We start from the raw sequence: 11436 nt of genomic DNA, 5'->3' as shown, positions 1-11436 counted from the left end.
CGACCATAGCACGCGTGAACCACCTGATCCCTTGCCGAACTCAGCAGTGAAACCGCTTAGCGCCGATGGTAGTGTGGGGTCTCCCCATGCGAGAGTAGGTCATCGTCAGGCACCTATACCAAAAAACCCTCAGGGCTAACGCCTTGGGGGTTTTTTTTATGGCAAAATGCACTCCTCAAGGAGGATTGCCCATGACTCAGATGCGCTGGGAACAGCTACTTTCCCCACGTCGTCTTCACGACCAACGCTCAACAAGTACTCGTGAAATCGGTCGTAGCCCGTTTCATAAAGACCATGACCGGATTGTTTTTTCAGGCTCGTTCAGGCGTCTTGGCCGTAAGACACAGGTGCATCCACTGACAGAAAACGATCATATTCATACTCGCCTAACTCACTCGCTAGAAGTCGGCTGTGTTGGTCGTTCTCTGGGTATGATTGTCGGAGAGTTACTGCGTGATCGCTTGCCAGAATGGATAACGCCCGCTGATCTTGGGGTCATTGTGCAGACAGCGTGCCTGGGGCATGACATTGGGAATCCCCCTTTTGGTCATGCCGGTGAGTATGCCATTCGCGATTGGTTTCAGCGTGCTCAAAGCAGTGGGCTATTAGAAGGCCTTTCAGACGCAGAGCGCGAGGATCTGTTGACCTATGAAGGCAATGCTCAGGGCTTTCGAGTGATTACTCAGATCGAATATAACCAGTTTAATGGTGGTATGCGGCTGTCAGCAGCCACCCTGGGTGCGCTACTTAAATACCCTTGGACGGTTCGATACAGCGGTCGCGCGGGCAAATTCGGCGCTTACCAGTCAGAGCAAGCGCTGCTCAAAGAAGTGGCTGAAGCGGTAGGTTTGTTGCCGCAAGGCGAGCAGCGCTGGTGCCGCCACCCGTTGGCTTGGCTTGTCGAAGCCGCCGATGATATTTGTTACGCCCTGTTAGACCTGGAAGATGGTTTAGAAATGGGTATTCTGCGCTATGAAGAAGTCGTCGAAATACTGCGTCAAATTGCCGGAGAGTTCCCGCCTGAATATGCCGATATGCAAGCCCGTAATGTCTCCCAGCGGCGGCGTATCGCGTTACTCCGTGGTGCTGCTATGGAACGTGCCGTCAATGATGTCGGCGCGGTGTTTGTACAGCATGAGCAGGCCCTGCTAAGCGGCACCCTCAGTGATGACCTATTAGAGCTGTGTCACCCCGACCTTGGATGGGGTGTTCAGGCGGCGAAGCAGCTTGCCCGAGAGCGTATTTTCCAAAACGAGCGTAAAGCGAAATTAGAGATTGGTGCCTATACGACGCTAGGTATTCTCTTGGAAGCTTTTATTGGTGCTGCCCACGAGCTACATCACACCGGGCATTCATCGTTTAAACATCAGCGTGTGTTGGCCCTGATTGGCGAAAACACGCCGCTGCCTTCTTGGCCGCTTTATGATAGCTACCGCCGAATGCTGGACTTTATCGGTGGGATGACGGACCACTATGCAGTCGATCTTGCCCAAGAGATGGGCGGGCGGTTACGCGGCGACTAAGCCGCACATTATACGGACGGCTGGCGGAGATGTTTGAGTTCCATCAGCCGTGCCCGCTCCAGCAAGATATGGATAACTTTATCGTGAATGGCATCGCTCATCTGTCCCGGCGTGATCTCGGTGAGCTGTTGGGCAAGTTGCTCGCCACTCACCACCAAGATATCCGGCGAGGCCTCGCTGGTATCAATCTCCCAGCCGGGCAGCACTAATACTCCTTTAACCGGTACCGGCATACCGCAGCGGCGCTCTAACCATTGACTGAGCCAGCTAACGCCTTGGCGCGTTTTATGCAGTGGCCGGCGCTCTTGCCAATGTGGAAAGCGTAGCCGCTCACGCTCTACCGCCACTGTGTTGAGTTCGTTGCCATCAGTACCAATAGCGAGCGTTCTTGCCCTTGTTTCCACCACAAAAACACCGTGAGGAGTTACCACCACGTGATCAATCGTGAAGCTATCGGTGGGGACATCATGAAATACGTAGTAGGGGTGGGCCTCAGGGCGGACTAAACGCTCAAGCTCTTGGCCAACGGCAAGCTCGCAAGCGAGGCCTAATTTTAGTCGCCGAATACGTTGATAATCACGCACCAGCAGCAGTGAAAACGTCAGTACTAGCAGCGTGCTGAGTAGCCCATATAAAGCCCATTCGACCCAATCTTGTTGGTCCACAAAAAGCATGCGGCCCATGCCATACACCAGAGGGGCTAAGCTAATGATGGGGCCTAACGCCCCGTTTAGAAATAGGCTGGAAAAAGCTTGGTCAAGGCGATGGCGCAGCGCCTGGCCCGGTTCATGAAGGGGAGCCTTGAAGGGCGAATGGACGCGCGCATCGTGTAGGTTGCGCAGCGCCAGGACAATACTGGCCATTGCCGCCATGGGGAATAAAAAAATGAGGGGTAGCAAGTATTCCAGCCAAGCCATTGCAGTGCCTTGCCCTATAGCGACTTACTTAACGGTAAGTCTTGGTGGTGTAGAGGCTTTAACCCCCTGCGAGTTTAACCTGATAGCCGAGTGCACTGAGCTCCTGGCGCAGAACATCACGATGGTCGCCTTGTATTTCAATAATACCGTCTTTAACGGCTCCGCCCGTCCCGCAACGTTTTTTAAGCGTTTTTGCTAACGTTTTAAGTTCTTCACCAGACAAAGGGATGCCGCTAACCGTGGTAACCCCTTTGCCTTTACGGCCGCTGGTTTCGCGTCGAATGCGCACTATGCCATCTAGCTCGGCTAAGCGCTGTTGTTCGCTTACATCATCACAGTGACAGGCTTCAAGTGCTTCCCGACAGGTGGGGCAGGTTTTACCATGTTCGGTGGAGTAAACCAGCCCACCCAATTGGTCACGTAAAGAGGTCATTATTATCCTCCGATAGAGTGTTGGGGCACGGGGGTCTGCCAATATTCACGCGTGAGACGCTCCACTACGGCGGGTAACTGATACATATTGCTGATCATAATGGCATTTTCAGGCGTTTCTTCGGCATCCGGGAAACGATTTAAATGAATCACCGTCATCCCCGCTTGCAGTGCTGCGCGAACACCGACTAAGGCATCGTCTATTGCGATACAGTCACGCGCTGCATAGCCCATGATACTGGCTGCGTGTAAATGTAAACAGGGTTCAGGCTTCCAGCAATTGGCGGTATAGCCACTGAAAAAGCGGTTTCCAAAATAATGGCTAAGTTCTGTGGCTTCTAGCGCCGTAAGAATTTTACTTTCAGGCCCATTAGAGACAACCGCACTCGGATAAGAACTCAGTATATCCAGCGCTTCACGGGCACCTGGTATGGTCGTCAACTCCTGGGCAAGCCGAGTCGCTAGATTGGCTCGCATAGTGATTTCCATGCGCTCAAGCCGATCAGGATCAACATCACCATAGCGCTGTTGAAGTTCAGCAACGATACGCCGAAAGCGCGCTCCACGAAATTCACCGAGGTAATCGGTAGTAGCAAACGGCAGCCCAACTGAATTAAGCCCGGTGGCCATCTCTTCGGCTAGTAGCGGTTCGCTATCGACAAGTGTGCCATCACAGTCAAACAGCAAAAGTGGGAGCGGCATTACGGTTCCTTGCAGCGACTTTAGCGCTGCCAGTGTTAGTTGAAGCCATCTATACTGCTATTGAACGGGATTTTACGCCATTTGTGAACACTGTTTTGTTATTTTTTGCTTGCCTGAACGCGACTCTTGAGACAGCTTAAACGGCTACGCTCATTTTGGTGGCTGCTGTTGTCTGTCATCTAGCTTCAGAACACGCTGTCGCGCTAGCGTTGGAAACGGCCAAGCTGCGCTGAAGAGATAGTAGGGATACACTATTCTGTCATAACCAAAACATGGAGAACGTCCGATGCGATTCACCCCTTGGATCCTACCCTTAGCCCTCAGCGCTGCTTTGCTAACGACGACTGGCTATGTGTTTGCTGATAATCATGAAACGGAAGGCGAACAGCACGAGCCTCTTAATGATGAAGCGCTTGAAAAGGAATACGGTATTAAAGCCGGATCGGTAAAACGTGACGACGTGGCGTCATCTAGCGATGCCGAGGATACTAATGAGCAGACCCGTGTGCGTGAAGAAGAAGAAGAGGAAGAGAAGAACGAAGAAGTAGCCACCAGCGCAGGCGAGGATGACGTAGAGTTAGAGACTGGCAAGAGTGAAGAGCGAAACCCAGAGGCTGGCACAGGCGGTACTGGCAGTCCGGATGATGCTATTCATAGCAGCGAAGAAGAAAATAGCGAAGATGACGATGGAGACACTGACGATAACGAGTAACGTCAGTGCCTGAAACATTATTTAGCTAGACGGCGTGAGTTAGCACTGCTGCGCTGATGATAAGGCTTCATTGTGAGCTGGCTGGTGACCCACCAAGGGGCTAGCTGGCCATTCATAGAGTTAAACAATGCTTTCTGCATTTCGAGGCCAGCTTCCATGCTGGCCTCGAGCTTTTCGGTGACCATTTTTTGATTTTCTTTCATCATTTTAGGACTGAAGAAAGGCTGTGTTTGCCATAAGTGATTGCGCATAGTGATGGTCGACAGAGAAGTGGACCATAGTTCAAACGCCATTAGGCCCGCCTTCCAAACATCGAACATCGCTAACGGAGTGGTGGGCATCAGTGGCGCCATTGTGGAGCTTTTCATGAGTATTAGCCTCTCTATTTGAACACGAAACCTCGTGGACTCATCACCAGTGTTAGCGTATCAATGCTGCAATGCAATATGTATTTCGTCGAGCATAACGTGGGATAGGTAAAAAAAGACGACCGTTTGGTCGTCTTTATAGTAAACAATGGAAGTAACAGGTTTACTTGATCTTAGGAGCCAGTTCACCGCGCTCATAGCGCAGGGACATCTCTTCTAAACTGATCGGTTTAATTTTGCTAGCGTTACCTGCTGTGCCAAAGGCTTCATAGCGAGCAATACACAGATCGCGCATCGCGGTGACGGTTTCTTTGAGGAATTTACGTGGGTCGAATTCGGCAGGATTTTGAGCCATAAAACGACGCACAGCCCCTGTAGACGCCAAGCGAAGATCGGTATCGATATTCACCTTGCGTACGCCGTGCTTAATCCCTTCAACGATCTCTTCCACCGGAACGCCGTATGTTTCTGGAATCTGGCCGCCATACTGGTTAATCACTTCCAGCCACTCCTGCGGCACGGATGAAGAGCCGTGCATGACGAGGTGGGTGTCTGGAATCCGCGCATGGATCTCTTTGATGCGCTGGATAGAGAGCGTATCCCCGGTGGGTGGCTTGGTGAACTTATAAGCGCCGTGGCTGGTGCCAATGGCAATGGCCAAGGCGTCTACGTGCGTCGCTTTGACGAATTCGGCCGCTTCTTCAGGGTCGGTCAGCAGCTGTTCCATATCCAGCTTGCCTTCAGCACCAATGCCGTCTTCTTCACCGGCCATGCCTGTTTCCAGACTGCCCAGGCAGCCCAGCTCGCCTTCAACAGACACACCGCAGGCGTGGGCCATTTCGACGGCACGACGAGTAACGTTAACGTTGTAGTCGTAATCGGTGGGTGTTTTGCCGTCTTCGCCCAGTGAGCCATCCATCATTACCGAGGAGAAGCCAAGCTGGATAGAGCGCTGGCAAATCGCAGGGCTAGTACCGTGATCCTGATGCATGACCACCGGGATATGGGGGAACTCTTCTACCGCCGCTAAAATCAGGTGGCGTAGAAACGGAGCTCCCGCATATTTACGAGCGCCAGCAGAGGCTTGCACGATTACCGGTGAATCGGTGGCATCAGCAGCTTCCATAATGGCGCGCATCTGCTCAAGATTATTAACGTTAAATGCTGGGATGCCGTAGCCATATTCGGCGGCATGGTCGAGCATTTGGCGCATGCTGATCAGAGCCATTCAATCACCTTATCTAAGTTTTAAAAAAAGCATGTTGTCACAATGGGGCTAGTAACACCGCGGCTTTATTGCTCGGGTGGTTTAAGTCGCCCCATATTAACCGCGTTTGGCGGCAGCTTCGAGCGCTGCTACGGCGGGCAACTGCTTGCCTTCGACATACTCAAGGAAAGCACCGCCGCCGGTGGAGATATAGGAAACACGATCAGCAATAGCATATTTATCAATGGCCGCTAACGTATCACCACCGCCCGCAATCGAGAAACCTGCGCTATCAGCGATAGCCTGGGCGATAACCTGGGTGCCTTTGCCGAACTGATCGATTTCAAATACCCCGACGGGGCCATTCCACAAAATGGTGCCAGCATCTTTAAGCATACTAGCTAAGTGAGCGGCGGTATCGGGGCCAATATCTAAAATCATCTCGTTGTCAGCCACTTGATCGACCGGTTTGACGATGGCCTCTGCCGATTCGGAAAACTCAGTGGCCACCACGACATCGGTGGGTAACGGAATCGACACCTTCTCCATCAGGGCTTTTGCCTGGCCAATCAAATCGGCTTCATGAAGTGATTTGCCGACATTATAGCCCGCAGCGGCAATAAAGGTGTTGGCGATGCCGCCGCCCACGATCAGCTGGTCGCATTTGTCGGCCAGCGCGGTAAGCACGTCCAGTTTGGTAGAGACTTTTGAGCCACCCACAATCGCCGCCATGGGGCGTGCCGGATTCGCCAGGGCTTTCTCTAAGGCATCCAATTCTTGGGCAAGCAGTGGACCTGCGCAGGCGCTGGGGGCAAAGCGCGCCACACCATGGGTAGAGGCTTGCGCTCGGTGGGCGGTGCCGAAGGCATCCATGACAAAGATATCGCACAGCGCGGCGTACTGCTGCGCCAGCTGTTCATCATCTTTTTTCTCGCCGCTATTGAAACGCACGTTCTCTAGTAGAACGACATCGCCGTTGGTGATTTCTAACGTCTCACCAAGATACGCTTTGATTAGCGGCACGGGGCGACCTAACAGCTCCCCCAAATGCTCAGCCACCGGCGCGAGTGAGAATTCTTCGGCGGGCTCGCCTTCAGTAGGGCGACCTAAATGGCTCATGAGCATCACTTTTGCCCCCGCTTTCGCCGCTGCTTGAATGGTTGGCAGGGCGGCTCGCAGGCGGGCGTCACTGGTGACGCGGCCATGTTTGATGGGCACATTCAAATCTTCACGGATCAGCACGCGTTGTCCTTCCAGGGGAAGGTCAGTCATCTTTTTCACGTTCATGTGAGCGGTTTCCTCGTGTTTATGCCATTGAGCTGAAAGTAAAAAGTAAACCAATAATGCCAACAGGTTATGTCTGTGCCGAAAGTGTGGCCAATCGCTGACTAATATCGAGCATCCGGTTAGCGAACCCCCACTCATTATCGAACCAGCACAACAGCTTGATAAGGCGCTTACCGGCCACCCGTGTTTGGGTGGCATCGAGAATGCCTGAGCGCGGGTCGTGGTTGAAATCAACCGACGCCATAGGTGCTTCAGTATAGCCAAGTACACCCTTTAAGCGCTGCTGACTGGCGGCCAGCAGCAGCGCATTGACATCATCCCGGTGAGTATCACGGCGAACCGTCAACGCGACATCCATCGCAGAAACATTGATGGTAGGAACGCGTACGTGCAGGCACTCGAAACGGCCCGCCAGGTGAGGCATTAAGCGGCTGATGCCGAGCGCCAAGCCGGTATCCACTGGCACAATGGAGTGCATTGCCGAGCGGGTAAGACGCAAGTCGGTTTGATGATACGCATCAATCACCGGCTGGTCGTTCATCGCCGAGTGAATGGTCGTGGTGACACCGTGCTCAAGGCCGAGCGCTTCATCCAGAATGGTTAACAGCGGCACAAGACAGTTGGTGGTACACGAAGCGGCAGAAAGGATGCGCTGGGAAAGCGCCAGCTCGCCTTCATTAATACCCCATACAATGGTGGCGTCGACATCATTTTCCGCAGGCTGGGAAAACAGCAGCCGCTTAGCGCCTGCCTTTAAATGCTGCTCGGCAGTGGCACGATCTTTAAAGCTCCCAGAGCACTCCAGCACCAGGTCCACATCAAACGCCTTCCAGGGCAGCTTGCGCGGATCTTGTTCGCATAGCACCTGAATACGTTGGCCGTTGACCACTAGACACTCGCCGTCGTTATCCACCTCACCTGGGAAGCGGCCATGGGTAGTGTCATAGCGGGTCAAGTAGGTGATAGTGGCAAGATCGGAGAGCTCGTTAATGGCGACCACTTCAATTTCCGGGTGGTGCCGCTCAACGAGCGCCCGAAGCACGCATTGGCCAATGCGTCCGTAACCGTTAATGGCGATGCGATACCGGGGAGCAGAATTAGCCATGCGGAGGGCGGCTCTTAAAAGTGAATCAATCATGAAAATGACGTCGAAAACCGTGGAATGATAACGCATTTCTGCCAGCGATTCTTATCAGTTGCCGGTTCCTATCAGCCACCCATCCCTAACAGCCGCCAGGCGAGAGGTAGCAACACGGCAGTGAAAATGCCGGTAAGGCTCATTCCCAGCGAGGCAAATGCGCCAGCCGTGGGGCTGAGTTCAAACGCTCTAACGGTACCAATCGCATGACCGTTAAGCCCAAGCGCAAAACCGATCAGGCGTTCGTCATCAATATGTAAAATGCGCGCGGCGAGACTGACACAGGGAATCGTGATGACGCCAGTGATCAACAGCGCCCCTAACAGTAGCGCTACCGTTCCGCCAAGTTGCTCGGTTATGCCAATCGCAATCGGCGCAGTAACGGATTTGGCCGCAATGGAGGCGAGTATCGTGTTCGAACTACCCAGTAACCAGGCAATTGCCAGCGAATAGAAAGCCGCTAGCGCCGCGGCGATGGGCAAACAAATCGCCAAAGGCCGCCATAGTTCGACGATACGCGGTAACTGTTGGTAAAGCGGCATGCCTAGCGCCACTGTGGCTGGCCCCAGCAGCACCGTTAACCAAGTGGCACCTTGCTGGTAGGTAGCGTAAGGCAGCCCTATCAGGGCTAATGCCCCTGCCAATAGCAGCGCCGCGATCAAAATGGCGGGCAGCCAAGAGGGATGTTTTAGGCGCTGAAATAGCCCGTTACCAATTAGATAAGCGGTAAGCGTTAACCCCACCGCAAACAATGGCGTGGTGGTTAACAGGGCGAGCAGCGATGAATCATCGGACATGTGACTGTCCGATGAGGCGTTTAAGCAGCCAAAGCGTAGTAAACACGCTGAGTAATGTGCCTAGTACTAGCGCGATAAGAATAGCGCTCCATTGCCCGGCCAGCTCGCCGATAATAAAAAACACCCCCACTACGCCGGGCATTATCAGCATAGCGAGCAGGGCAATTAGCGGCTGGGCGGCAGCAGCAATGCTGCCAGGAACGCGACCACGGATAGCGAGAGTAACGCACAGCAGCAACATGCCGATAACGCCTGACGAGATCGGTAAAGCAGTGACATGAATCACCACTTCACCGATCAGCCAGTAGCTAATCAACCATAGAAAGCCACTGAGTGCGGGCATGGCTTAGCCGAGTAGTTCGTTGGCTTGCTTGACCACATTTTCGACGGTAAAGCCGAAGTGCTTGAACAGGTCGCCCGCCGGGGCGGATTCGCCGTAAGTGGTCATGCCGATCACGCGGCCGTCCAGACCTACATACTTGTACCAGTAGTCGGCGTGAGCTGCTTCGATCGCGATACGCTTGGTGACTGCTTTAGGCAGCACGCTCTCACGGTACTCAGCGTCTTGACCGTTAAAGCGGTAAGCCGAGGGCATGGAAACTACGCGTACGGCTTTGCCTTGCTGCTCAAGCTCGGCAGCGGCGTCCATCGCCAACGACACTTCTGAACCGGTGGCAATCAGTATCAACTCCGGCGTTCCTTCGCTGTCCTTGAGAACGTACGCACCGTTTTGGATCGCTGCCAACTGCGCTTTCGTGCGCTGCTGGTGGGGCAGGTTCTGGCGGGACAGCACCAGCGCCGTGGGGCCTGAGTGGCGCTTGATGGCGGCATCCCAAGAGGCGGCGGTTTCCACTGCATCACAAGGGCGCCAAGTATTGAGGTTCGGCGTGGTACGCAGGTTGGTAAGTTGCTCAATCGGTTGGTGGGTCGGGCCATCTTCACCCAGGCCAATGGAGTCGTGGGTAAAGACGTAAATCACCTGCTGGCCCATCAGCGACGCCATGCGGATCGAGTTACGCATGTACTCCATAAAGATCAGGAAGGTCGCGCCGTAAGGTACCAGACCGCCGTGCAGAGCGATCCCGTTCATGACGGCTCCCATGCCAAACTCACGGACACCGTAGTGCAGGTAGTTACCGCTGGCGTCTTCCGGGGTGATCGCCTTAGCGCCTTTCCAGAAGGTCAGGTTGGAGGGCGCCAAATCGGCACTGCCACCCAGCAGTTCCGGCATTTGCGGGCCAATCGTATTCAACACTTCAAAGGAAGCTTTGCGAGACGCGATGGTCTCTCCGCGTTCTTGGGCCTGCTCGATCAGTGCTTCAGTGGCAAGTTCGGTGGGCAGCTGGCGCTTCATTCGGCGCTTAAACTCCCGCGCTTCGCTGGGGAAGGCCTCGGCATAGCGAGCAAAGCGCTCATCCCACGCCTGCTGGGCTGCTTTTCCAGCGGCACGGGCATCCCAGGCGGAGTAGATGGGCTCAGGGATATGGAACGGAGCGTGGGGCCAATCAAGCTGGATGCGGGCCAGGGCGACTTCGTCATCACCCAATGCCGCACCGTGGGCTTCCTCTTTGCCCTGCTTGTTGGGCGCGCCAAAACCGATGATGGTTTTGCAAATAATCAGGCTCGGCTTATCGTCGTGGCTCTTGGCCAGCTCAATAGCGGCTTTTACTTCTTCGGGCTTGTGACCATCGACATTCGGTACCACGTGCCAGCCGTAAGCTTCAAAACGCTTGGCGGTATCGTCGGTAAACCAGCCTTCGACTTCGCCATCAATGGAGATGCCGTTGTCGTCATAAAGCGCGATCAATTTACCCAACTGCTGGGTACCCGCTAGTGAGGCCGCTTCGTGGGAGATGCCTTCCATCAAGCAGCCGTCACCCAGGAAACACCAGGTGTGGTGATCAACAATGGTGTGGCCAGGGCGATTGAACTGCGCCGCCAGGGTTTTTTCTGCAATCGCAAAGCCTACCGCATTGGCAAAGCCCTGGCCGAGCGGGCCGGTGGTGGTCTCAATGCCCGGCGCGTAGCCGAATTCCGGGTGGCCCGCGGTGGGCGAGTGCAGCTGGCGGAAATTCTGCAGTTGTTCCAGGCTTAGCTCATAGCCGCTTAGGTGCAGTAGAGAGTAAAGCAGCATGGAGCCGTGACCATTGGAAAGCACGAACCGATCACGATCGGCCCACTTGGGGTCTTCGGGATTGTGCTTGAGGTAGTCATTCCATAGCACCTCGGCAATATCCGCCATGCCCATGGGCGCACCAGGGTGGCCGGACTTGGCCTTCTGAACGGCATCCATGGAAAGCGCGCGAATGGCATTGGCTAGCTCAAAACGGGATGGCATGGGGGTGCTCCTCGC

12 protein-coding genes and 1 rRNA gene are annotated in these 11436 nt (G+C 54.3%); 3 read left to right on the top strand and 10 right to left on the bottom strand.

Annotation, left to right across the window (positions count from 1 at the left end; all coding sequences use genetic code 11):
- Nucleotides 1-111 (top strand): 5S ribosomal RNA (gene rrf, locus V8L71_RS19135); the annotation flags it as partial.
- An 80-nt stretch (nt 112-191) separates the two neighbouring features.
- Nucleotides 192-1523 carry a deoxyguanosinetriphosphate triphosphohydrolase gene (locus V8L71_RS19130; RefSeq protein WP_035564913.1) on the top strand — a complete coding sequence of 444 codons (1332 nt, stop codon included), beginning with the start codon at nt 192-194 and terminating at the stop codon, nt 1521-1523.
- 8 nt (nt 1524-1531) lie between these two features.
- Here the strand turns inward: V8L71_RS19130 and V8L71_RS19125 are convergent, their stop codons facing one another.
- Genes V8L71_RS19125 through V8L71_RS19115 form a run of 3 tightly spaced genes read right to left on the bottom strand, consistent with a single transcriptional unit; the run spans nt 1532 to nt 3574 of the window.
- A complete protein-coding gene (locus V8L71_RS19125; RefSeq protein ID WP_176304880.1) occupies nt 1532-2440 on the bottom strand; it encodes a nuclease-related domain-containing protein in 909 nt (302 codons plus the stop codon).
- Between the two features lie 58 nt (nt 2441-2498).
- Entirely contained in the window at nt 2499-2873 is a 375-nt protein-coding gene (locus V8L71_RS19120; RefSeq protein ID WP_176304881.1) for a translation initiation factor Sui1, read from the bottom strand.
- A 2-nt stretch (nt 2874-2875) separates the two neighbouring features.
- Nucleotides 2876-3574: an HAD family hydrolase gene (locus V8L71_RS19115; protein ID WP_336275159.1), complete on the bottom strand. Its 699-nt coding sequence runs from the start codon at nt 3572-3574 to the stop codon at nt 2876-2878.
- 286 nt (nt 3575-3860) lie between these two features.
- Here V8L71_RS19115 and V8L71_RS19110 point away from each other — a divergent pair, with 286 nt between their 5' ends.
- Nucleotides 3861-4286, top strand: a complete 426-nt coding sequence (locus V8L71_RS19110; RefSeq protein ID WP_101146334.1) for a hypothetical protein — start codon at nt 3861-3863, stop codon at nt 4284-4286.
- Between the two features lie 17 nt (nt 4287-4303).
- Here V8L71_RS19110 and V8L71_RS19105 read toward each other — a convergent pair whose 3' ends face one another.
- From V8L71_RS19105 to tkt, 7 genes are all read right to left on the bottom strand, one after another.
- Nucleotides 4304-4579, bottom strand: coding sequence for a hypothetical protein (locus tag V8L71_RS19105; RefSeq protein WP_332870631.1), 276 nt, complete (start codon nt 4577-4579; stop codon nt 4304-4306).
- A gap of 238 nt (nt 4580-4817) precedes the next feature.
- On the bottom strand, nt 4818-5882 hold the full coding sequence (gene fba / locus V8L71_RS19100) for a class II fructose-bisphosphate aldolase (RefSeq protein WP_008959652.1): 1065 nt from the start codon (nt 5880-5882) through the stop codon (nt 4818-4820).
- Nucleotides 5883-5978: 96 nt separating this feature from the next.
- A complete protein-coding gene (locus tag V8L71_RS19095) occupies nt 5979-7148 on the bottom strand; it encodes a phosphoglycerate kinase (RefSeq protein ID WP_336275158.1) in 1170 nt (389 codons plus the stop codon).
- Between the two features lie 67 nt (nt 7149-7215).
- Entirely contained in the window at nt 7216-8253 is a 1038-nt protein-coding gene (locus V8L71_RS19090) for a type I glyceraldehyde-3-phosphate dehydrogenase (RefSeq protein WP_035587409.1), read from the bottom strand.
- Nucleotides 8254-8357: 104 nt separating this feature from the next.
- A complete protein-coding gene (locus tag V8L71_RS19085; protein WP_336275157.1) occupies nt 8358-9083 on the bottom strand; it encodes an LrgB family protein in 726 nt (241 codons plus the stop codon).
- Complete coding sequence (locus V8L71_RS19080; protein ID WP_008959648.1) at nt 9073-9426, bottom strand: CidA/LrgA family protein; 354 nt, start codon at nt 9424-9426, stop codon at nt 9073-9075. The genes V8L71_RS19085 and V8L71_RS19080 overlap by 11 nt, the downstream gene beginning before the upstream one ends.
- Nucleotides 9427-9429: 3 nt before the next feature.
- Nucleotides 9430-11421, bottom strand: coding sequence for a transketolase (gene tkt, locus V8L71_RS19075; RefSeq protein WP_336275156.1), 1992 nt, complete (start codon nt 11419-11421; stop codon nt 9430-9432).
- Between the last annotated feature and the right edge of the window lie 15 nt (nt 11422-11436).

It is taken from the genome of Vreelandella indica, assembly GCF_037070225.1.
GTDB lineage: Bacteria > Pseudomonadota > Gammaproteobacteria > Pseudomonadales > Halomonadaceae > Vreelandella > Vreelandella arctica.
Note: the sequence above shows the minus strand (reverse complement) of the source record. Positions and strands in the feature narration are given on the sequence as shown.

Bases quoted from the DNA above. Each gene is read 5' to 3' on its own strand.
- V8L71_RS19115 (WP_336275159.1), bottom strand. From the start codon at position 3,574: ATGCCGCTCCCACTTTTGCTGTTTGACTGTGATGGCACACTTGTCGAT.
- fba (WP_008959652.1), bottom strand. From the start codon at position 5,882: ATGGCTCTGATCAGCATGCGCCAAATGCTCGACCATGCCGCCGAATAT.
- V8L71_RS19095 (WP_336275158.1), bottom strand. From the start codon at position 7,148: ATGAACGTGAAAAAGATGACTGACCTTCCCCTGGAAGGACAACGCGTG.
- V8L71_RS19110 (WP_101146334.1), top strand. From the start codon at position 3,861: ATGCGATTCACCCCTTGGATCCTACCCTTAGCCCTCAGCGCTGCTTTG.
- V8L71_RS19090 (WP_035587409.1), bottom strand. From the start codon at position 8,253: ATGGCTAATTCTGCTCCCCGGTATCGCATCGCCATTAACGGTTACGGA.
- V8L71_RS19125 (WP_176304880.1), bottom strand. From the start codon at position 2,440: ATGGCTTGGCTGGAATACTTGCTACCCCTCATTTTTTTATTCCCCATG.
- V8L71_RS19105 (WP_332870631.1), bottom strand. From the start codon at position 4,579: ATGGCGTTTGAACTATGGTCCACTTCTCTGTCGACCATCACTATGCGC.
- tkt (WP_336275156.1), bottom strand. From the start codon at position 11,421: ATGCCATCCCGTTTTGAGCTAGCCAATGCCATTCGCGCGCTTTCCATG.
- V8L71_RS19080 (WP_008959648.1), bottom strand. From the start codon at position 9,426: ATGCCCGCACTCAGTGGCTTTCTATGGTTGATTAGCTACTGGCTGATC.
- V8L71_RS19120 (WP_176304881.1), bottom strand. From the start codon at position 2,873: ATGACCTCTTTACGTGACCAATTGGGTGGGCTGGTTTACTCCACCGAA.
- V8L71_RS19130 (WP_035564913.1), top strand. From the start codon at position 192: ATGACTCAGATGCGCTGGGAACAGCTACTTTCCCCACGTCGTCTTCAC.
- V8L71_RS19085 (WP_336275157.1), bottom strand. From the start codon at position 9,083: ATGTCCGATGATTCATCGCTGCTCGCCCTGTTAACCACCACGCCATTG.